This is a genomic window from Actinokineospora sp. NPDC004072 (genome assembly GCF_053604195.1).
Map to the genome: position 1 here is coordinate 114,392 of NZ_JBSGHB010000008.1, position 20,433 is coordinate 134,824.

Consider the following 20,433-nt stretch of genomic DNA (forward strand, 5'->3'; position numbering starts at 1 on the left):
CGCGGCTGTCACGGGTCCGCAGGGCCTCTCGTCCTCCTGGTGCAAGCCACCGACACCTGGGAGGTCAGCGATGCCCCGCATTCCCGCGGTCTCGAAGAAGGACGCAGGCCCGCTCGTGCGCGCCGTGTACTGGTTCGCCCGCCGCCGCTTCGGCGCGGTCCCCGAGCCGTTCGCGGTGACGGCCCACCACCCCAAGGTGATGATGGCCGCGGGCAAGCACGAGATGGCCGTGGAGAAGGCGTCCAAGGCGCTGCCCGCGAACGTCCGGGAGCTGGCGGTCTACCGGGTCGCGCAGGTCTTGGGCTGCTCGTGGTGCGTCGACTTCGGCGCCATGCTCCAGCGGCTGGAGGGCCTGGACCTCGAACGCCTCAAGCACATCGACGCCTACGCCGACCACCCCGCGTACACGCGCGAGGAACGCCTGGCCATCGCCTATGCCGACGCGATGACCGGGGATCAGATCACCGTCACCGACGCCCAGGTCGCGGAGCTCACCGCCACCTTCGGCGAGAAGGGAGTCATCGAGCTGACCTATCACATCGGACTGGAGAACATGCGCGCCCGCATGAACAGCGCGCTCGGCATCGTCGACCAGGGCTTCAGCACCGGCGAAGCGTGCCGCATCCCCACGCCGTAGCAGCAGGCACGACCGCCAGCCGCGGATGGACGCCCACCGGTCTCGGCAACCAGCGACAGCTGGGCAGGCCGCCGAGACCAGGGCGTCCCCGGCGGAGTGCTGTGGCGTGACCGCGTGACGTCGGGGAAGCGGCTGTGGTTGGCGAGCGCCTGCCGGGCGGACTGCTGCGGCGGTGAGGCCCCAACGGAGCCTTGCCGAGCCACTGACTTGCCGCGCCACTGAGGAGTGCCCTCGCCGCGCGTGGGGTGGGGCACGCCACGCCGCGTGTCGGAGGGCGTGCTGGGTGACTCGAACCAGCAACCCTTCGATTAACTGTCGCTTGCTGGCTGCGAGGTGGCGACTCGGGTGAGCTTGTCCGGGTTGACCACGTCGTAGATGGCTGCGATGCGGTCGTCGTGGATGGTGAAGGTGGTGACCCGGCGGGCGATGGGGCGGGGGCCGGGGAGGTCCGGGATGGACATGCCCAGGTCGCCGTTGACCAGCACGGGGCGGATGGCCGAGAGGCGGTCGACGCCGTACTGGCGGAGCAGGCCGATGAGGAAGCGGGAGATCTTGTCCGTGCCCTCGATGCGGTGGCGGGCCGTGCGGGCCTTGCCGTCGCTGTCGCCGATGAAGACGGCGTCGGGGTGGAGCAGGGCGACCACCGCTTCGACGTCGCCGGAGGACAGGGCGGCCAGGAAGCGGCCGAGGACGTCCTGCTGCTCGGCCAGGGCCTGGCGGGGCGGGGGCTCGGCGTCGGCGGCGATGCGCCTGCCGCGGGAGGCGTGCTGGCGGGCGGTGGGCTCCGAGCAGCCCAGGGTCGCGGCGATGTCGGCGTACGGGATGCCGAAGGCGTCGTGCAGGACGAAGGCGACGCGCTGCTCGGGGGTCAGGCGGTCGAGGACGACGAGGGCGGCCATGCGCACGCCGTCGTCGCGGACCACCACGTCCAGCGGGTTCTCGCCGGGCGCGCCCTCCAGCGGGGTCACCACGGGCTCGGGCAGCCAGGGGCCGACGTAGCGCTCGCGGCGGACGGCGGCCGAGCGCAGCCGGTCCAGGCAGAGCCTGCCCACCACGGTGGTCAGCCAGCCGCGCAGGTCGCGGATGTCCGCTGGATCATCCACAGTGGACAACCGCAGCCAGGCGTCCTGGACCGCGTCCTCGGCGTCGGCGATCGTGCCGGTCAGCCGGTAGGCGACGCCCAGCAGGTGGCCGCGGTGCTCGGTGAAGCGTTCGGCGAGCACGGCGTTCCCAGCGGTCACGAGGCCCATCGTAGTCCCGGTGATCCCCGCGCATAGACTTGACGGCTGTGGCGGGGCGCATCCGGGAGAGCGACATCGCGCTCGTACGCGAGCGCAGCCGCATCGACGACGTCATCGGCGAGTACGTCGCGTTGCGCAGGGCCGGTGGCGGCGCGCTGAAGGGGCTCTGCCCGTTCCACGACGAGAAGACCCCGTCGTTCAACGTCCGGGCCACCCACGGCACCTTCCACTGCTTCGGCTGCGGCGAGGGCGGCGACGTCATCGCCTTCATCATGAAGATCGACCACCTGTCCTTCGTCGAGGCGGTCGAGCGGCTGGCCGAGCGGTGCGGGGTGCAGCTGACCTACGAGGGCGGCGGCACCAGCGTCCAGCGCGACCGCGGCACCCGGGCCCGGCTGGTCGACGCGCACAAGGCCGCCGCCGAGTTCTACGCCGAGCAGCTGCGCACCCCCGAGGCGGTCAAGGGCCGGGAGTTCCTCGCCGAGCGCGGCTTCGACGAGGCGATCTGGACCCGGTTCGGCTGCGGCTACGCCCCCGCGGGCTGGGACCGGCTCACCAAGCACCTGCTCGGCCGCGGGTTCGAGGTCGCCGAGCTGATCAAGGCCGGGCTCTCCCGGGAGGGCAGGCAGGGGCCGATCGACCGGTTCCACCGCAGGCTGCTGTGGCCGATCAAGGACATCAGCGGCGACGTCGTCGGCTTCGGCGCCCGCAGGCTCTACGACGACGACCAGATCCAGGCCAAGTACCTCAACACCAACGAGACCGCGATCTACAAGAAGTCGCACGTGCTCTTCGGCCTCGACCTGGCCAAACGCGAGATCGCCAAGCGCCACCAGGTCGTCGTCGTCGAGGGGTACACCGACGTCATGGCCATGCACGCCGCCGACGTCCCCACCGCGGTCGCCTCCTGCGGGACGGCCTTCGGCAAGGACCACATCGGCGTGCTGCGCAGGCTGCTGATGGACGACGACGCCTTCCGCGGCGAGGTCATCTTCACCTTCGACGGCGACGAGGCAGGCCAGAAGGCCGCCCGCAAGGCGTTCGACGAGGGCGACCAGCAGTTCGCCGCCAAGACCTTCATCGCCATCGCCCCCGACGGCATGGACCCCTGCGAGCTGCGCCAGCACAAGGGCGAGGTCGCCGTGCGCGACCTGGTCGCCCGCAGGCAGCCGCTGTTCGCCTTCGCCATCCGCGCCGAGCTGGCCGAGCACGACCTCGACACCGCAGAGGGGCGCGTCGAGGCGCTGCGCCGCACGGTGCCGATGGTCGCGGGCATCAAGGACCACTCCCTGCGCGACGACTACGCCCGCCAGCTCGCGGGCTGGGTCGGCTGGGACGACATGGCCACCGTCGTGCGCCGGGTCCGGGAGACCGCAGGCGCGCCCGCGACCCCGCCGAAGAAGGCCAAGCCGGTCGACCCGAACCAGGGCGCGCTCGCCGTCGACGTCGACGGGCCGACCCGGCCGGACCCGCGCGACCACCGGCTGCGCGCCCAGCGGGAAGTGATCAAGCTTGCCCTGCAGGAGCCCGCCCTCGCCGGGCCGATGTACGACGCGCTGCCCGCCGAGGTCTTCACCCACCCCGCCTACGACGCCCTGCACCGCGCCATCCTCGACGCGGGCGGCGCGTCCTGCGGCCTGGCGGGGGCCGACCTGCTGGAAGCGGTCAGCAAGAACTGCCGGACCCAGGTGCTGCGCACGCTGGCCAGCGAGCTGGCCGTCGAGCCGATGCCGCTGCCGAACAAGAACGCCGCCGCCGAGCGCTACGCCGCGGCGATCCTGGCCGCCGTGCAGCGCGAGCTGGTCGCCCGGCAGATCGCCGACCTGAAGTCGCGGTTGCAGCGGGTGTCCCCGGTCGACGAGCCGGAGGAGGCGCGGGCGCTGTGGGGCGACATCGTGGCGATGGAGGAGTGGTACAAGGCGTTGGGCAAGCAGGCGGCGGGTGAGTTCGAGTGAGCTTCTTCTCCCGGATCTTCGGCGGCGGCCTGCCCGCGGGCTTCCCGGGCAAGCTCGACCGCGAGGAGTCCGTGGCGGCCGCGGCGCCGGTCCGCGGCGGCGGCCACCTCGTGGCGACCTCGCTGGGCCTGTGGGTGCCCGAGGGCGACGACGCCCGGCGCATCGGCTGGCACCTGGTGTCGAAGGCGGCGTGGGCCTCCGGTGTGTTCACCATCACCGAAGCCGAGGAGGCGGGTACGGCGGGCAGCGCCGTCCTGCTGCGCGACCTGGCCGCGCGCCGGATCGCCGTCGAGCGGCCGGGCAAGCTGCCGCAGGCTGTCCACCAACGGGTGACGGGATCAATCAGGTCGCGCCACCGCCAGGAGCTGCCGGGCGGCGGAGCGTGGTTCATCCAACGCAAAGTACCTGGTCAGGACGGGGTTGTCCTGCAGGTTCGGCCGGATGTCGGAGCCGACGAGGAGGCGGTCCGCGCAGTGGCCGCGGAGGTCGCCGCCAAGATCGAGGCTGCCCGCGAGGCCGACTGATCTGGTAAACCGTACGTACGGTTTTCGATCAGGAGGCGCCATGTGGAACCCCGCCGACTACCTCGCGTTCGGTGACCAGCGCGGTCGCCCGTTCTACGACCTGGTGGCGCGCGTCGCCGCCGTGCACCCGCGGTCGGTCGTGGACCTGGGCTGCGGACCGGGCACCCTCACCGCGACCCTGTCGCACCGCTGGCCGGGCGCGCGCATCACCGGGATCGACTCCTCGCCGGAGATGGTCGCGGCCGCCAAGTCCCGCGGCGTCAACGTGCGCGAGGGCGACCTGCGGACCTGGACGCCCTCGGCCGACACCGACGTGGTGATCAGCAACGCGGCCCTGCAGTGGGTGCCCGACCACGGCGAGCTGCTGAAGGCCTGGGCGGCCGCGCTGCCGTCGCGGTCCTGGCTGGCGGTGCAGGTCCCGGGCAACTTCGCCGCCCCGTCGCACGTCCTGCCCCGCGAACTCGCCGCCGACCCCATCTGGCGCGACCGCGTCGGCCCCCTGCGCGACGAGGACTCCGTCCTCACCCCGGAGGGATACGCAGACCTGTTCCCCGACTGCGAGGTCGACGCCTGGGAGACGACCTACCTGCACCGCCTGGAAGGCGAGGACCCGGTCCTGGACTGGATCACCGGCACCGCCCTGCGCCCCATCCGCGCCGCCCTCGACGACGCCGAGTGGGACCGCTTCCGCGCCACCCTCGCCCCGCTGCTGCGCGCCGAGTACCCACCCCGCCCGGACGGCACCACGTGGTTCCCGTTCCGCCGGGTGTTCGTCGTCGCGCGGACGCCCTAGACCCGCCGCTTGTCGAACCCCAGCTTGGCCCGCGCGATCCCGGCCGCACCCTGCACCAGGGGGTTGTCGCTGAGCCGCCGGTACGTGCGCACCAGCTGGTCGTACCGCCCACGCCCCGCCTTGGCGCCGAGGACGTACCCGACCGCCGCCCCGAGCAAGAACCCCACCACAGCCGCTCGCCTCCCGGTCCTCGGCCACCACTTGGCCCCATCCTCCCACCCGGCTCGTCCGCCGGGCGTGCCGCGGGGAAGGTACCCCCGCGAAACCCCCGCGACGCATGCGCTAGAGTTACCTCCCGTCGGGCCCGCCCGACGGAGCCCTTCCTCCATAGCTCAATTGGCAGAGCATTCGACTGTTAATCGAAGGGTTGCTGGTTCGAGTCCAGCTGGAGGAGCATCAGCCCAGGTCCGATCGACCTGGGCTCTTTTCTTACCTGGCTGTTGATCAAGCTCGCCCGCCCGTCCGGGTAGGATCACCCAGGAACGGGGCGGTAGCTCAGTTGGTCAGAGCAGGGGACTCATAATCCCTTGGCCGTGGGTTCGAGCCCCACCCGCCCCACCGATTTAGTCATTGTGCGAACCACTCCGTTCGGGGCTGTTTCCGCTGGTTGGGCGGGTGTGGCCCCGTCGTTGTTGCGGGGTTGGGGGATGCGGAAGACCGGGACGAGCCGGTCGGGGCCGGTGACGGTCACCTTGGCGACTAGGGCTTCGACGAGTGCCTTGACCTGGTTGTGGCTGCCGCTGGTGATGATCTCGGCGATGTGATCGGCCACCGCCACCAGGGTAGCGGGCTCCGGCACCGCCGGTTCGTCGTCGAGCGCGAGGGTGAGTTCGTCTTGGCGGACGCGGAGCTGCTTGGTCTTGGCGCGCAGTTCGGTGAGCCGGTCGGCAACGAGTTCTTCGTCCATCGTGCCGCGCTCGAACGCGGTCAGGTAGCGGTCGATGGCTTGGCCGGTCTTGGTCAGTTCGTTGTCGACGGCGGCGAGTTCGGCGTGCCGGTCTGCGTGTGCCGCCTGGTGCTGCTGCTGTTCGATGGCGATGGCGTCGGCGATGAGGTCGTGCCGGGTGCGGTAGAAGCCGGCCAGGGCGTCCAGGACGGCCGCATCGACGGCGTCGGCGTTCAGGCGCTTGAAGTCGCACTTGCTGGCGTCGTAGCGGGCGAGGTTCCAGCAGGTGTAGTAGCGGTAGGTTTTGTTCCTGCCGGTGGCGCGGGTGCCGATCATGGCCTTGCCGCACTTGGGGCAGCGCAGGCGGCCGGTGAGCACGTAGTCGGAGCCGGACGCGGCGCGGTGAGCGTGGGACTCGCCGCGTGCGTCGAGGATGGCTTGGGCCTGTTCCCATCGGGTGAGGTCGATGATGGGTGCGTGGGTGTCGGTCACGGTGGTCTCCCGGAAGGTCAGTTCACCGAGGTAGACGCGGTTGTTGAGGGCGCGGATGACTTGGTAGCCGGACCACTTGCCGCCGGAGCTGGTGCGGTGGCCTCGTTCGTTGAGCACTTTGGCGATGACGCGGGAGCCGAGCCGGTCTTTGGTGTAGAGGTCGAAGATCAGCCTGACGATCACGGCTTCGTGCTCGTCGACGATGAGGGTGTGGGTGGTCTTGTCGACCTGGTAGCCGAAGGGGCGTTTGCCGCCCTTCCACTTTCCCTTGGCGTGCTTGCGTTCCATTCCGGCGATGACGCGGTCGATGATGGTGTCGCGCTCGAACTGGGCGAACATGCCCAGCATCTGCACCAGCATCCGGCCCATCGGGGTGGAGGTGTCGAACGGCTCGGTGGCACTGCGGAACACGACCCCGGCTTGGTCGAGTTCGTCGAGCAGCATGACCATGTCCCGCAGGTTGCGGGAGAACCGGTCGACCCGGTAGACGAGCAGCACGTCGATCAATCCGGCACGGCCGGCGGCGAGCGCGCGTTGCAGCCCGTCGCGTTCCGTGGTGGCGCCGGAGGCGTCGTCGGGGAACCGTGCCACGAGCCGCCAGCCGGGCTGGGAACCGATGTAGCTTTCCAGGCGCGTGTCCTGGGCTTCGATGGAGTAGGGCTGGTGCTCGTCGTCGGTGGAGCGCCGCACGTAGATCCCCACCCGCACATCGTCGCCGAGTGTGATCATCGCGGCTTTCTTAACACGCTGCGCGGTCGTGGATCGCGCCATTATAAGACTCCCTCAGTTCGACATTTCCGCACTGCGCGGCTACTAGATCACTACTAGTGCGGACTTAAAACCACAGCTCACAGGCGGTGTCCGTTGTGGTTCCATTATTCCTCGCCGGGCGTGGAAAGGGAAGCCGAATGCCGTGGACTATGCGGCTTTTCCTGGTCCTCCTTTGCGTTTTCCTGGTTGTTGCGCCACTGGGTAATGAGCGTGGCCAGGGTGGTGATGGCGAGGTCGTACTGTTCGGTGGTCATCGGTTCGGTGTCGATCCGCTCCACACGCCAGGTGTCCTGCGTGGCTGACCGTGTGGTGCGGAACGGGAGCACGGTGGCGTCATCGCCGCCGTTGTCCTGCTGTCGGTCGTGTTCGGGGTGGTCGGGTGTGCGCTGGGGCATGGTGCACCTCGGGTGCCCGCGAGCCCGCTGTCTGGGGCGGGAGGTCGCGAGCGGCTGTCAGCGGTTCACTGGGCAACCGTCGATCAGCAGGACCCGCCGGCCCTCTGGTCACCAGCACCCCGGAAGCCTCCACACAGGAGGGTTCGTGATGGGAGTGATGGCCGCGCCGCTACGCGCGATTCAAGAGCCAGCTCGGTCTGAACTGCTTCAACCATTGTGCCGCTTCGACTCCCCGACTGCCGTAGCACCCGTCGGGGCCAGCGATCACCGGTCGACTGAACCCTTCCCACTGTCCACCCGAGACATTCGCCGAGACTTCTGTCGAGACCGCGAGACAGGGCGCGAGACTTCGTGTCTCGTCGCTCTCGGTGTCCCGTCTCGACCTGTCTCGGCGTCTCGGTGCGGTCTCGCCAGATGCGGGACCACGGTGGGCAGCTCGACGTACAACGGGTTCAGATTTCCGTGCTGCGCAAGAGACGACGGGCCGAAGCCACGCGGGCCAGCGCGGCCGTCGTCCGTGTCGTTCGCACGGGGTCACGTCATCGTCGGTCACCTCCTCCTCAAGGCAGGCGAAAGCGTGTGGGAACCCTTGCGGGCAGAGGGATTCAGGCGGCCCATCGCGTCCGCCGGAGCCGCAGCGCGTCCGTCCGCGCCGGGGCTACCGGCGCGCGGTACACGTCGTCATCGTCCGCGTCGTCGTAGAGTGCCACGTCATCGAGGTCGTCATCGTCGTCCACATAGCCGACCGGGTCGGCCGGTTCGGGCCGGGCTGTGTTGATGCGGCGCGACATTTGCGGGTCCATGCGGTCGAACGCGGCCTCGTTGAGCGGCTGGTCGGTGTTCGAGGCGCTGTGTTCGACGGAGGGGCCACGTTGGGGCAGTTCGGCCAACCGGTAACGGCGCAGCACGCTGTCACCGCTGTGCGGCGTCCACAGACCCCAGATCGGCCCCGCCGAGTCGTCGGCGTGGCCGTGGCCACGGGCCGCGGTGGCGATCACGAACCCAGGATCGTTCCCAGCGAGGGCGCGGCGCAGCGCCGTGCGCAGGGCGATCTCCCGTCGGACGGAGTGCACCGAGAACAGCAGGACGCCGAAGGCGTCGGTCGGGAAGGCGCCGTAGTCGTCGAGCTTGGCCGTGACCTTCGCCAGGGACTCGGTGCCGGTGTCGTGTTCGAGGAAGAACCGCACCACACGTCCCGACTCTTCCCAGCAGCCATACCCGTCCGGGCGCAGCCGGGTCTCCCGGCCACCGCCCAGGTACTTCCAGAAGAACTCGGTGCAGCGCTTCTCCGACCACCATTGCGTCAGGCCGCTCACCTCACCCTCGCGGCCCGTCTCGCGCAGCCGGGCGGGGTTGCGGTGGGCGGCCAGGGCACAGAAGAAGTCGTTCACGCCGAGCTGGTGATCGAGCTTCGGCCACAGCGCGAGTCGTTCCAGGCTCTCGGTGTACGCCTTCGGCGCGGGCGGTTTCTCCGCGCGCTGCGCCGCGATCAGCCGCGCGCCGAGGTAGCCCAGCGCATAGCGGGTCTGGCTCGTCCCGCCACGCAGATAGGACTCGCGGAACGCGAACACCACGCCGAGCTCCCGCAGGTGCCGCAGCCGGTCCTGCGCGCGCCGCACCGACAGGAACTCGATCGCGGCGATCTGGTTCGTGGTCAGCACCTTGTGCTCGGCCAGCAGTGCCAGCAGGCGTCGATCCCGATCGACAAGACGGAACCACAGGCCCGCGTCGGGTTCCCCGGGCCGCCGGCCGCCGCGCCCCGCGCGCCCCCGATGGGCGGATGGGTGAGGATCACTCCTCAGTCGGCCATCCGTCCGCTCCCGCCGATACCACCGCTGACCAGCGGGTTGAGTACCAGTGGCCTCGGCGTTTTGGTCGGCGGATTCAGAACGCCGAGGCCGCGCTGACCCAGACGCGGAACGAGACGCCAACCCATCCGCACCCACCACGCCACGGCCACCAGCACGGTCAGCACCGTCCACCATGATCACCACCACCTTCCGGCCGGAGCAGCCGAGAGATCCCCGGCACCCCTGAACTCCGGATTTCGGCCCCAAAATCCTGGCCCGTGACCCAAGCGTGACCAAAACCGGTGGATTGTGACCATGGAGTGATCTCGCCGTGACCGGCGCGTTGCGATCGGTGATCTCGCCGCTTTCGGCGGGTGGTGACCAAGATCGACCGTCCCTTCCAGTGTGCCAGGAAACCCCTGCACTACTGAAGGCCGATTTTTGGGCCGATTTTGGACACCACTACGGTCTGCTGAGACCAGGCCGTTACTTCTCAAGTCCGCCCACCGCCGCGCGGGCCGCAACGAGCACCGGAACGCCGTGCGCGGCCATCGCGCTCATGACGCGCCCCGGATGTCTACGGTTGGATCTCCAGATTGTCGGGCGGCCCGCTCGACCCGCTCACAGGGCAACTGACCTGCGCGAACAGCGCACCGTGCCCGGTCAGTCGACAGGCCAGTCATAGGTGGCCTGCTCACTGGCCGAACGGTGGCTGACCGACTGGCCCACTAACCGTTCAGTCGAGCAGGACCTTGCGATTGCTCCAGGCAAGGTGCAACGCCGCCGATGCGCCGGGAGAGAGGCGCTTGGACTCGCGGAGCCACGTCAGGGTGTTCTCCTCGAAGGGAAAGGCTCGCGCGGGCATGGAGCCCTCCGAGTTGGTCTCAACGGCGCTGGCGAACAGCGCGTCGTAGGTGTCCGGGGCGATGACCGCGACGGTGAGGATGTCGCCGGCAAGCGTGAGCGCGTCGAGAGTGACGCCGAGGCAGAACAGGCGGATGTGACCGTCGCGCAGTGCCTCGTCCATCGTGGTGAACGGTTCCAGTTTGTCGTATCGGATCGGCTTACCGGAGCCGTCGTACTCGTCATGGCCCAGCAGTTCTTCGGCGTACTCGCGCTGGATGTTGCGCCAGATCGAGAAGTCGGCCGCGACGGCGGCGGGGATGACGGAGGAGGGCTGGAAGATGCCCGCGGGCAGCAGGTGTGCCATCCCGCCACCGCCTGAGACGCGGGCGGAGTCACGCTGGTGAAGGACGACGCTGGGACTGTCGCCGCCCCTGATGGTCAGGGTGCCGATCGCTCCCATGAGCGGTCGGCGGCCGAGGTCGAACGGGTCTGCGATCAGCTTGCGGAATGTCAGCCGCCGCATGGAGGCACGCGGCATGACAGTTTCCCGGTCGCCGTCGATGGCGAGGTGGTGTGCGGCGAATTCGTGGGCAAGCGCCTCGTTGGTGTCGACCGCGTCGAAGAAACACATCTGCCCGAAGTGCATGCCCGGCTGCGTCCAGTCGAGTCCGAGCAGGCGGAAGCACAGCCGGTTCTCGAACAAGCGTGGTGCGGCGAGGTCGCGGATGGCGTCGTGGTAGCTGCGGTACCGGGCGTCGATGGTGGCCAGCGGACGAACCAAGGCGCTCTCGGGTTCTTCTCCGGTGATCGTGGGCTCGGCGACCACAGAGTCCAGCGTCAGCGCGATCTCGTGCAACGGGACGGGCTCGGCAGGTATCCAGTTGGGCGCGCTGATGACGCCTGTGTTCTTCAGTCCTGGCACCCGGTGGTCGCGGTACAGCGCCTCGGCGAGCACCGCGAGATCGCGGCGGTGCCTGCCCAAGGCCGACCGGACCTGGCGCCACTCTTCCTGGTCGCGCTCGACATGCGGCTCGGCGGTCGCGGGCGCGGTGGCGAACGTGAGCGGCGCGGGAAGAGGCTCGGTCTGGTCCTGCTCGGGTCGGCCAGAGCGCGGCCTGCGGAAACCGAGTTCGTCGCCCGCGCAACCGAAGAACTCGGCGAGCAGTCGGCGATAGAAGGGCTGTGGCCACACGACTTCGCCGCGTTCCCATCGGCCGATGGTCTTGCGCGTGATCTGCGGGTGCTTGCCGTACCGGGTGGCGAGGTTCGTCAACTCGTCAGCCAGGTCCTGCTGGGACAGCCCGCCCCGCTCGCGCAGGGCGATCAGCACGGTGTTCGGTACGCGGGGCTCATCGGGTGACACAGGATCAACGGTAGGGCGTGCTACACCCGCAGATCAGGAATGTCCCCCCAATGTCCCCGATCTGGCCCAACTGTGGGCACTCGCTGTGGTCGTGTTCGTCCCTGCTGCCTGGTGAACTCGTAGACGCAGTTACACCACGTCAGCCGGAGGCGACTACCAGTGAGTGATCGTATTGACGCCGCTCGGCGACCGACGAGCGCACCCCTGGTACCGGGGATTCCGGGACTGGCCTGGGCCGACACGCGTGCCGCCGCCGTCGACCTGGCGCAGCACGGCTGGCCCGTGCTGCCGGGAACCTACCAACTTGCCGAACACGGGGCCTGGCTGGGCAGGCGCGGCGCGGCGGGGCTGGAACCGGTCGCTCCGCTCTGGCAACTGGCCACGACGACCAACCCGGACGTGGCGATGGAGTGGTGGACACGGCGGCCGTACTCGGTGCTGCTGGCGTGCGGAGCCGGGGTCGACGGGATTGAGGTACCCGCCGCCCACGGGCAACGCGCGCTGGCGCAGCTCTCGCCGGCCTGGCGTGGTCCGGTCGCTGTCACGCCCTTCGGTTCGTGGTTGTTCTTCGTGCGCAGCGACGATGAACCGCTGCGGCCCCGAGCTGGCCGCGAACGGACATGGGCAGTTGCACGCGAGCGGGGGGTGGTTGCCCATCCCTCCAACGGCGCGTGGCGGCTTGCCGTATCGCTGGCAGGTGTCCCCGTCCACCGTCAGCTGGGCGCTGCCCGCGTCGGCCGAGGTTCAGCGAGTGCTGGTCGCGTCGCTGAGCCGTCGAACCGGCGGCGCACGACCCAGCCTCGCATGAGTAAGCCGCGCCTGCGCCGAGGATGCCCCGACCGCCCTCGGCGCAGGCGCCCCATGCCCACATCGACCGAAGGGGAGGTACCGATCATGGCTGACCGCAGTGAACAGGCCACACAGCACGTGGCGCGTGTGCGGGAGATCCTGCCGCGATCCGCGTCGATCATCGAGGCGTTCCGCGACACCAGCAGCAGAGACCATCCCGGCCAGCTCGTCCTCGACACGGCGAACGAGTTGGCGGCCCAACACGAGCAGCAGTGGCAGGCCGAGGATGTCAGCCGCGCTTCCGGCGCGTCCGTCGACGCTATCGCCGAAAGCAAGCGGCTCATCGACGACCTCAACGCCCGACGGGTCGCCCTGGTGGAACGGATCGACGAGTGGGTGTCGACCCAGGTCCACAGCCGCGCGGACGCCTCCCTGCACACCGAGACCCTCGGCTCGGTCGTCGACCGGCTGGCGATCGCGTGGGTCCGCGCGAACAGCCTGATCTACACCAACGACGCCCGCGATCAAGCCCGCTTGGCTCTGCGGCAGCTCGCCGAGCTGGCCGACGCCTACGACGACCTGATTCGTGATGTCGCCACCGGCCACCGACGGCTCCCGGCGTGGCGGCCCCTGAAGACCTACCGGAGCGCATCGTGACCGCAGAGACGCACCAACACCTGTCGGTGTCGCTCAACGGCATCGACAACGTCGGGAAGACCACGCAACTCGCCTGGCTCCACCGTGGGATGCCCGACGCCCACCTGGTGGGCACTGTGGGTGCCTGGGATTCCCGATGGCGCGAAGTCGCGGCGGGCGACTTCGCCCACTGGTGGTTCGTCGGCTCCACCACGGCCGAGCACGTCGGTCTGATGCTGGACAGCCACGTCGCCCGCCGCGACGCGAGCGGACCACTGGCCCTGGAAGACCGCGGCTTACCCATGCTCCGGGCGACCTGCGCCGCCACCGCCGCGCTCAAGGACGGACTGTCGCCGACAAAGGCGCTCCGGCTGGTGGACCGCCTCGCGGCCGATCTCCCGGCCGCCGCATCTCGGCGGGAAGTCCACGTGCTGTTACGCCGGTCCGGTGACCCGGCGCGGGAAGCGGCCGAGGCGCTGCGGCGCGAGCCGAAACCGGCCAACGAACGGTATGCCGCCTATCAGCGCACGCTCGCGGACCTGCTGTCCGTCCAGGTCGAACGCGGCGACTACCACGCCGTGCTCGACCTCGGCGACGCCCCGATCCTGGACGTCCAGCGAACGCTCCGCAGCCGCCTGACCGACGCGGGTGTCAACGTGGAACCGCTGCCGAAGGACGTGCTGGACCGGCTGTGGGTGCTGGGCGGCATGTCCGAGAGCGGCAAGAGCACAGTCGGCGAACTGTTGCGCGACGAGCACGGCGTGACCAGGTTGAAGATCGGCTACCTGTTGGAAGTCGCCGCCATGCGGGCTGGGGTCGCCGACCCGTACGAGCGCTGGTCGGAGCGGGAGCAGGCGGAGCGGCTTACCGAGGAAATCCTGAGGTTCGCCGAGACGACCAAGGCACCCACGATCAGCCTGGAAAGCGCGCACCGTTTCGAGGCGACCGCGCACCTGAAGCGGGTTTGGGGTGACCGCTGCCAGGTCGTGTACGTCGATGCGGACACGACCGTCCGGGCGAGTCGCGCGGCGGAGAGCGAGTCCCGGTTGCGTGGCCGCGACGCGACCAAGTGCGAACGCGGAGCGGACCGGATCGCCGAGATCGCCGATCACCTCATCGACAACTCCGGGTCGCTGGGCGCGCTCAAGCTCGCCGTCAGCCGAATCGCGTCGGCCGTAGACCTGCCCAGGGTGACGCTCCACCCGAGTGGGCCGGTGCCCCAGAGCGGGTGGTTGGGCCAGGCAGTCGACCACGTGTGTGACGAGCAGGTCGCGCTCGTGCTCGCGACCGGCAGCACTGGGACCACGAGCTGGCGGGATGGGTGGAGCGATCTTGATCTGCTCGTGGTTCGTGACACCGCGCCCGCCGCGTGGTTGCGGGACGTGGCAGGCACCCTTCCAGCGCCCGACGGGACCAAGGTTGGCCTCAGCGTCTTCACCACCGCCGACATCGACGCGCTGCGGGTGCCACCGCGCGTCGTGCAGTCGCTGCGCCGCGCCGCCCAAGGGGTCGGCGTGCTCTACCGGCGAGCGGACCATCTGCTGCCGGTGCCGGCCGCAGCACACGGCGATCGCACCAGCCGGGGCGAGCTGGGACTCGTGCTGATGACCACCCGCCGTCTCCTCGCCGCCGATCAGCCGGACGTCCGCGCCGTGCACAAGCACCTGGTGCTGCTCGCCAAGATCCTCCTGCGCGCCGACGGACACGACCTCCACGACGCCGATGCCGTGGTCACCGCGTTCTGCGAGCTTCACCCCGCTGCCGAATGCGCACCGCCTGAGCTGTCCGACCTCATCCGTCGCCCCGGCGATCCGGTCCTGCGCGGACAACTCGTCGACGCGACGGACCGACTGTTGACCTACCTCGACCGACTCGACCACACCACCGTGAGGACCAGCGAATGACCATCGTTCCCGAAGACCTCGCCTACCAGGCCCGGCGCATCCGCCGTCTCGGCGTGCCCCCGCAGACTCGGGATGTCCGGATCGTCCACGAACTGGACGGCATCCTCGACGAGGTCCACCCCGCGACATTGCTGCGGACCGGTAGCGCGCTGTGGGACGCGTGGTCGCGCCACCCGGAGTTCGCGGCCCCGGACCTCCTGCTCGGACTGGACGCGGGTGGCATCCTGCCCACCGTCGCCGTCGCACTGGCCAGCGACCTGCCGTACCGCCTGGCCTGGAAGCTCGACCTCGACCTGCCCGACAAGCGGCGATTCACCGAACCCCATGCCCGCCGCACCGAGGTCTTCACCTACGGCGACCTCGCGGGAACCCGCGTGCTCATCGTCGATGACGAGATCACCACCGGGAACACGCTGGCCAACCTGGTCACGGTGCTCCGCGAGTCGGCCGTGGAGGTAACCGGCATCGCGTGCTTGATCGAGGACACCGTTGGCAACGCCCGTCCGCTGCTGGAATCGCTGGGAGTACCGCTGTGCACCCTCACGCGACTGTGAGCCCGTGGACGATCGAGCCGGTGACGCTGCAACGCGGCGGCCCACTCATCGTCCCCCGCCACCACGCACCCCTGGCCCGCGCGCTGCCGTTCCGGCGCGCGGCCGGGGAACTCCCCTCCTACACCAGCGGCGCGGACACGATCGGCGAACGCGGCTGGTCGGTGGTCCTCGGTGACCGCGGCTTCGGTGATGTCCTGCTCGCGCTCGGACTCGTTCAGGCCCTCGCCGACGGGACCGGGCGCGACGCCGAACTCCACTACGAGGGGCCTCGTCCACGCCTGATGCAACGCTGCCGGCTGCCGTGGAGCACAAGCCACACCGAAGGCCCGCACACCGTTAGCACCAGGCACGGCAAGGGATTCACCTTCCACGCGATTCCCGAACGGCCCCAGGCGTGGCTGGACATCCTGGACGACGAACTCGTGGAGGTCCACGCCGCTCTGCCGATGCGGTACTACCTCGCCGCGGAACAAGCCCTTGGCGTCCGGCTCCCCGCCGACCGCGCGCCGCTTCCGACATTCATGTCGACGGAGCGGGCACGACCGTTCCACGTCGTGTTCGTCTCGGCGACCAGTTGGCCGAGCCGGAAGGACTACGGTGCAAGCGGTTTCGCCCGCATCGCGGCTGTCCTCGCCCAGCGCTTCCCTGCGGCGTGGACGTTCACCTTGATCACCAGTAGCGATGCCGAGCCGATGGCCTTCGACGGTGTCAAGGTTCTGGCCGGGTTGGATGCGGTGGACTGCCTGGACGTGTTCGCGTCGGCCGAGGTCGTGATCGGTAACGACACGGGCCTGACCCATCTGGCCGCGCTCACCGAACGCCCGGACGGAACCGGCCCGCACGTCATTGGGCTCTACGGTCGCCACGCCTACACCAAGTGGACTACCGGGAGGGCACGTCACCACGCCATCGCCACCACGTTCTCCCAGATGCTGGCCCTCGCCGACCGCTGCCCGGTGCGCGACCACCTGGACGACGCGCTGTGGTCGCAATCGGCGAGCCTCGCCGACCTCCCGGCGGAGATCATCGCTGAGTTCGCGAGCGACCTCGCCGGTTGGTGGTGACTGCTCATGCTGAGGATCACCAACCACCGACGCTTCACGGCCAACCACACCTGGCACGTCGACTGGGCCGGACACGCGCTGTTCGTCAAGGCCAACCCGAACCACGACGAGGCCCGCGCCGAATGCGCGGGACACGCGCGCATCCGCGAGTTCTACCGCATACCAGCACTGCGTGGCGCGCGACGGCTCGCCCGCTGGACCGTGCTCGCCTACGACCGGTGGCCGTACCTCGGCCACGATCACGGCCTGCTGCTCGACGAAATCACCCACACCGACCTCACGGGCGACCTGACGCGCCTCGACATCTGCCTGACCGCCGTGTTCCGCCACTACCAGCACGTCATCGGCAACACCCTTCGCCCCACGACCAACGGGGAGACGATCAGCAAGCTCTACGGCGACCGCGCCGCTCCCGATGGCCGCCTCGACCAGTACTACAGATCCAACACACCGTGGCCGATCACCAACGGAACCCGGAGAGCCCGCCCACAGGATCTGGCAGACGTGCGACTGGTCGTCAACGGCCGCGAGCACGCCGTCGACTTCGCCGAACTGATGACCAGGCTGCGGGTCCACTTCGCCCGCCACAGCCCGGTCTGGGCGGCCATCACCCAGGGCGATCCCACCGACATCAACATCGGGTGGTCGCCCGCAGGCGGACCGGTGTGGTTCGACTACGACACCGGAGGACTCAACGCGCTACCCGGCGAGTTCGCGTGTTTCCTGCTCTACCAACGCCTCCACGGCGCATGGCTCACCCCGCACTACAACCCGGCCGCGTTCGATGATCACCCGTCAGCGCTCGCCCCATCGAGCCTCGCCGAGCCCGTCGTCCAGGTTGAACACACCCGCTCATCACTGGTGATCGACTATCGACACGCGCCCAGCCGAGCCCGCCGACATGTCCTGCGCCGCTACCTCGACGAGATCATTCGGCCCATCTCCCGTCATCTCGGTATCGACGACCTGATGGCGTGGATGCGCCCGTACCTGGTGATGCGACTGCTCGCCGTCTACCACCTCGCCGACCTCGAACCCCGTGACACTGCGCTGTCATTGGCCCTACTCGCCCAGGCACTGGACCCCGACAGCACGCTGCCGGGCTTCCTCGCCCTCACACCGTCAGATGCGGAGGTCAACTGATCGTGGCCCGTCCCGTCGCCATCGTCACCGGAGCCGGTTCCGGCATCGGCGCGGCCATCGCCGCGCGCCTCGCCGACCGCTACGACCTCATCCTCACCCACCTCCACGACGACCCGGATCTGCACAACGTGCTCGCCACCGTCGAACAACGCGGCACCGCCACAGTCGCGATCACAGGCGATCTCACCGACCCGATGACGATCGACACGCTCGCACACGAAGTCGAGCACGCCGCCGGCCGGCTGGAAGTCCTCGTGTCCAACGCCGGCGCCTATCCGCGCATCCCCTGGACCAGGCTCGACCTGGACACCTTCCGCGAGCAGATCGAGGTCAACCTGGTCACGCACGCGGCGTGTGCCCAGCTCGTCACCCCGTCCCTCACGGCGCGCGGCCACGGCCGCATCATCACCGTGTCCTCGGTGCTCACCCAACTCGGCCGCGTCGACCTCGCCGCCTACATCGCGGCCAAGAGCGGCCTGGAAGGACTCGTCCGAGCCCTGGCCCGCGAACTCGGACCACACGGCGTCACCGTCAACTGCGTCCGCGCGGGCTCCATCGAAGTACCCGCCGAACACGCCGTCGTCCCCGACCACGACGCGATGGTCATCCGACAGCTCGACCGCCAGTGCGTCAAACGCCGTGGACACCCCGACGACATCGCAGCCGCCGTCGACTTCCTCGCCTCCCCCGACGCGGGGTTCATCACCGGCCAGTGCCTCACCATCGACGGGGGCTGGTGCATGACATGACCCCCGCCGCGCTCTGGATGCGCCACGGCACCTGCGACGACGGGCTCTGCCGCCCCGGCGCCCACGCCCGTCCCGACAGCCCACTCACCATCGCAGGAACCGTCGAAGCCGAACTGAACGCCCGCGAGCTGCACAAGCATCGCTGGCAACCGGCACTCATTGCGTCCAGCCCGCTGCGCCGCGCTCGCCAGACCGCCGCCATCGTCGCCCGCGCGTCGGACACCCGACTTGCCGAACCGATCAGCGCGTTCGCCGAATGGCGAGCCCCGCACTGCGTGCTGGGCCTCGCCTCGAACCAGTACCCGCCCGACTACATCACCTGGCGGCAGCAGCGCGCCGACAACCCGGACAGCGCCCTGCCCGGAGGCGAAAGCCTCCGGGCGTTCGCCGAACGCGCACTCGAAGCCGCGACCATCGCTGGCGACCTCGTCACCGAGTACGGCCCGGTGCTGATCGTGTCGCACCGGCTGCTCATCGGCGCCGTCGCCGCCCTGCACCTCGGCTACCGCCACCCCGCCGACATCTTCGGCTGCGCCAGCGACTTCCGCCTTGCCCCCGCCCAGCTGTGGGCGCCACCCAGGGAGACCACGTGATCAACGATCAAGCCGACGACCGCCTCTTGCCGCACGAATCCGACCACGAGCGAGCCGTCCGCCACCGCCTCGCCGACCTGCTGGCCGACACCCCCATCCCACCCGAGGAACTGGTCGACAACCTGGCCCTCTACCTGCGCAGGCAGCCGCTGACCGATCTGCTGTCCCTGGACGCGCTCTACCGGATGATCCTCGACGTGCCGGGCGTGATCATGGAGTTCGGCGTGCACCGCGGACGTCACCTCGCCGCCCTCACCGCGCTGCGCGGCGTGTACGAGCCGTACAACCCGCACCGCCGGATCATCGGCTTCGACACCTTCACCGGCTTCCCCGACGTGACCGACATCGACACCACGAGCCCCAGCGCCGTCGCCGGCCGGTTCGCGCTTACCGACGGCTACCCACACCACCTGCGCGACGTGCTCGACGCACACGAGCATGGCGAACACCTCGGTCGCATCAGGCGCACCCTGATCGTCCAGGGCGACGTGCGCGAAACTCTCCCGCGCTACCTGAGGGACAACCCGCACACCGTCATCGCCCTGGCCTACTTCGACCTCGACCTCTACGAGCCCACCCGCGACACCATCGACGCCGTCCGGCCGTACCTCACCAAGGGCAGCGTGCTCGCCTTCGACGAACTCGCCCACGCCAAGTGGCCCGGAGAAACCGCAGCCCTGCGCGACACCCTCGGCACCGACCACGGCACCCTGCGCACGCTGCCCAGCCGCGCCAACCCGACCTACCTGCGTTGGGGTATGTAGTCGCAGTTCAGGCGGCTGCGCCCGCCTCAACCATCAGGGCCTCCCGGTTGGCCAGGATGAACTCCTTCAACGCCGTCGGCTTCAAGTCGATCGACGCGAGATCGTCTCCCCGAAGGTCAACCCGGTCCAGGTCATACCCGCCGCGCGACGGGTCGCTGAACTCCGGGCCGCTCCGGGCCGACTCGTCCAGGCTGGCCAGCCGCGCCACAAAGAAGTGCTGCACAGCGACCCCACCGTCCAACGGCGAGCTGAACAGGAACACCTGCGAGGCATCCGTAGCCTTCGCGCCCAGTTCCTCCGTCAGCTCCCGGTACAGCGCCGCCTCCACCGAGGCATCGGTGTCCTCGACACCGCCGCCAGGAGCGGTCCAGTACGGCGCCTGCCCCGGCTTGGTCCGCTTGATCAACACCAGCCGCCCGAGATCGTCGATCAAGATCGCCCGTGCCGCACGTCGCCCCACTGCCACCGTCATCTTGGACCTTTCTGCCACGCTGGTGAGCCTACGACTGGCAGCGCAGCCCGGTTACTCAGGGCCGCGCTATTG

20 protein-coding genes and 2 tRNA genes are annotated in these 20,433 nt (G+C 69.5%); 14 read left to right on the plus strand and 8 right to left on the minus strand.

The features are described 5' to 3' along the window. Positions 1-70: 70 nt before the first annotated feature. Entirely contained in the window at positions 71-637 is a 567-nt protein-coding gene (locus tag ACWEPX_RS14450) for a carboxymuconolactone decarboxylase family protein (RefSeq protein WP_451897617.1), read from the plus strand. A 308-nt stretch (positions 638-945) separates the two neighbouring features. Here the strand turns inward: ACWEPX_RS14450 and ACWEPX_RS14455 are convergent, their stop codons facing one another. Then, complete coding sequence (locus ACWEPX_RS14455) at positions 946-1,887, minus strand: sigma-70 family RNA polymerase sigma factor (RefSeq protein WP_451897618.1); 942 nt, start codon at positions 1,885-1,887, stop codon at positions 946-948. 38 nt (positions 1,888-1,925) lie between these two features. On the opposite strand from ACWEPX_RS14455, the gene dnaG reads away from it, so the two are divergent. The 3 genes from dnaG to ACWEPX_RS14470 are packed head-to-tail and all read left to right on the plus strand — an operon-like array spanning position 1,926 to position 5,150. Beyond that, positions 1,926-3,833 carry a DNA primase gene (gene dnaG, locus ACWEPX_RS14460; RefSeq protein WP_451897619.1) on the plus strand — a complete coding sequence of 636 codons (1,908 nt, stop codon included), beginning with the start codon at positions 1,926-1,928 and terminating at the stop codon, positions 3,831-3,833. After that, on the plus strand, positions 3,830-4,357 hold the full coding sequence (locus tag ACWEPX_RS14465) for a hypothetical protein (RefSeq protein ID WP_451897620.1): 528 nt from the start codon (positions 3,830-3,832) through the stop codon (positions 4,355-4,357). The genes dnaG and ACWEPX_RS14465 overlap by 4 nt, the downstream gene beginning before the upstream one ends. 40 nt (positions 4,358-4,397) lie before the next feature. Next, entirely contained in the window at positions 4,398-5,150 is a 753-nt protein-coding gene (locus tag ACWEPX_RS14470) for a trans-aconitate 2-methyltransferase (protein WP_451897621.1), read from the plus strand. On the opposite strand, the gene ACWEPX_RS14475 is transcribed toward ACWEPX_RS14470, so the two are convergent. Further along, a complete protein-coding gene (locus ACWEPX_RS14475) occupies positions 5,147-5,317 on the minus strand; it encodes a hypothetical protein (protein WP_451897808.1) in 171 nt (56 codons plus the stop codon). The genes ACWEPX_RS14470 and ACWEPX_RS14475 overlap by 4 nt on opposite strands. A gap of 154 nt (positions 5,318-5,471) precedes the next feature. On the opposite strand from ACWEPX_RS14475, the gene ACWEPX_RS14480 reads away from it, so the two are divergent. Both ACWEPX_RS14480 and ACWEPX_RS14485 read left to right on the plus strand, forming a co-directional pair. Further along, a tRNA-Asn gene (locus tag ACWEPX_RS14480) sits at positions 5,472-5,544 on the plus strand. A 90-nt stretch (positions 5,545-5,634) separates the two neighbouring features. Beyond that, positions 5,635-5,708: transfer RNA gene (locus tag ACWEPX_RS14485), tRNA-Ile, on the plus strand. On the opposite strand, the gene ACWEPX_RS14490 is transcribed toward ACWEPX_RS14485, so the two are convergent. The 5 genes from ACWEPX_RS14490 to ACWEPX_RS14510 all read right to left on the minus strand — a co-directional run bounded on the left by ACWEPX_RS14490 (position 5,668) and on the right by ACWEPX_RS14510 (position 11,693). After that, positions 5,668-7,299 (minus strand): recombinase family protein, encoded by a 1,632-nt coding sequence (locus ACWEPX_RS14490; RefSeq protein ID WP_451897801.1) that lies wholly within the window; start codon positions 7,297-7,299, stop codon positions 5,668-5,670. The genes ACWEPX_RS14485 and ACWEPX_RS14490 overlap by 41 nt on opposite strands. 104 nt (positions 7,300-7,403) lie before the next feature. Further along, positions 7,404-7,694, minus strand: coding sequence for a hypothetical protein (locus tag ACWEPX_RS14495; RefSeq protein ID WP_451897622.1), 291 nt, complete (start codon positions 7,692-7,694; stop codon positions 7,404-7,406). Positions 7,695-8,299: 605 nt separating this feature from the next. Then, positions 8,300-9,415 (minus strand): replication-relaxation family protein, encoded by a 1,116-nt coding sequence (locus tag ACWEPX_RS14500; protein ID WP_451897802.1) that lies wholly within the window; start codon positions 9,413-9,415, stop codon positions 8,300-8,302. A 77-nt stretch (positions 9,416-9,492) separates the two neighbouring features. Next, positions 9,493-9,669 (minus strand): hypothetical protein, encoded by a 177-nt coding sequence (locus tag ACWEPX_RS14505; protein ID WP_167165465.1) that lies wholly within the window; start codon positions 9,667-9,669, stop codon positions 9,493-9,495. Positions 9,670-10,220: 551 nt separating this feature from the next. After that, a complete protein-coding gene (locus ACWEPX_RS14510) occupies positions 10,221-11,693 on the minus strand; it encodes a helix-turn-helix transcriptional regulator (RefSeq protein WP_451897623.1) in 1,473 nt (490 codons plus the stop codon). 159 nt (positions 11,694-11,852) lie between these two features. Here ACWEPX_RS14510 and ACWEPX_RS14515 point away from each other — a divergent pair, with 159 nt between their 5' ends. The 8 genes from ACWEPX_RS14515 to ACWEPX_RS14550 are packed head-to-tail and all read left to right on the plus strand — an operon-like array spanning position 11,853 to position 19,889. Next, positions 11,853-13,139, plus strand: coding sequence for a DUF4254 domain-containing protein (locus ACWEPX_RS14515; protein WP_451897624.1), 1,287 nt, complete (start codon positions 11,853-11,855; stop codon positions 13,137-13,139). Continuing rightward, positions 13,136-15,022 carry a hypothetical protein gene (locus ACWEPX_RS14520; RefSeq protein ID WP_451897625.1) on the plus strand — a complete coding sequence of 629 codons (1,887 nt, stop codon included), beginning with the start codon at positions 13,136-13,138 and terminating at the stop codon, positions 15,020-15,022. The genes ACWEPX_RS14515 and ACWEPX_RS14520 overlap by 4 nt, the downstream gene beginning before the upstream one ends. Then, positions 15,019-15,576, plus strand: coding sequence for a phosphoribosyltransferase (locus ACWEPX_RS14525; protein WP_451897626.1), 558 nt, complete (start codon positions 15,019-15,021; stop codon positions 15,574-15,576). Before ACWEPX_RS14520 ends, ACWEPX_RS14525 begins: the two co-directional genes overlap by 4 nt. Before the next feature lie 20 nt (positions 15,577-15,596). Continuing rightward, a complete protein-coding gene (locus ACWEPX_RS14530) occupies positions 15,597-16,640 on the plus strand; it encodes a glycosyltransferase family 9 protein (protein WP_451897627.1) in 1,044 nt (347 codons plus the stop codon). 6 nt (positions 16,641-16,646) lie between these two features. Beyond that, a complete protein-coding gene (locus ACWEPX_RS14535) occupies positions 16,647-17,783 on the plus strand; it encodes a hypothetical protein (RefSeq protein ID WP_451897628.1) in 1,137 nt (378 codons plus the stop codon). Between the two features lie 2 nt (positions 17,784-17,785). Then, positions 17,786-18,532 (plus strand): SDR family NAD(P)-dependent oxidoreductase, encoded by a 747-nt coding sequence (locus tag ACWEPX_RS14540; protein ID WP_451897629.1) that lies wholly within the window; start codon positions 17,786-17,788, stop codon positions 18,530-18,532. Continuing rightward, positions 18,529-19,125, plus strand: coding sequence for a histidine phosphatase family protein (locus ACWEPX_RS14545; RefSeq protein ID WP_451897630.1), 597 nt, complete (start codon positions 18,529-18,531; stop codon positions 19,123-19,125). Before ACWEPX_RS14540 ends, ACWEPX_RS14545 begins: the two co-directional genes overlap by 4 nt. Next, entirely contained in the window at positions 19,122-19,889 is a 768-nt protein-coding gene (locus ACWEPX_RS14550; RefSeq protein ID WP_451897631.1) for a TylF/MycF/NovP-related O-methyltransferase, read from the plus strand. Before ACWEPX_RS14545 ends, ACWEPX_RS14550 begins: the two co-directional genes overlap by 4 nt. 7 nt (positions 19,890-19,896) lie before the next feature. On the opposite strand, the gene ACWEPX_RS14555 is transcribed toward ACWEPX_RS14550, so the two are convergent. Next, positions 19,897-20,361 carry an NUDIX hydrolase gene (locus tag ACWEPX_RS14555; protein WP_451897632.1) on the minus strand — a complete coding sequence of 155 codons (465 nt, stop codon included), beginning with the start codon at positions 20,359-20,361 and terminating at the stop codon, positions 19,897-19,899. Positions 20,362-20,433: the final 72 nt, after the last annotated feature.

Coding starts and splice junctions, on each gene's coding strand:
- ACWEPX_RS14450 (WP_451897617.1), top strand. CDS start 71: ATGCCCCGCATTCCCGCGGTCTCGAAGAAGGACGCAGGCCCGCTCGTG.
- ACWEPX_RS14455 (WP_451897618.1), bottom strand. CDS start 1,887: ATGGGCCTCGTGACCGCTGGGAACGCCGTGCTCGCCGAACGCTTCACC.
- ACWEPX_RS14470 (WP_451897621.1), top strand. CDS start 4,398: ATGTGGAACCCCGCCGACTACCTCGCGTTCGGTGACCAGCGCGGTCGC.
- ACWEPX_RS14490 (WP_451897801.1), bottom strand. CDS start 7,299: ATGGCGCGATCCACGACCGCGCAGCGTGTTAAGAAAGCCGCGATGATC.
- ACWEPX_RS14495 (WP_451897622.1), bottom strand. CDS start 7,694: ATGCCCCAGCGCACACCCGACCACCCCGAACACGACCGACAGCAGGAC.
- ACWEPX_RS14525 (WP_451897626.1), top strand. CDS start 15,019: ATGACCATCGTTCCCGAAGACCTCGCCTACCAGGCCCGGCGCATCCGC.
- ACWEPX_RS14535 (WP_451897628.1), top strand. CDS start 16,647: ATGCTGAGGATCACCAACCACCGACGCTTCACGGCCAACCACACCTGG.
- ACWEPX_RS14545 (WP_451897630.1), top strand. CDS start 18,529: ATGACCCCCGCCGCGCTCTGGATGCGCCACGGCACCTGCGACGACGGG.
- ACWEPX_RS14555 (WP_451897632.1), bottom strand. CDS start 20,361: ATGACGGTGGCAGTGGGGCGACGTGCGGCACGGGCGATCTTGATCGAC.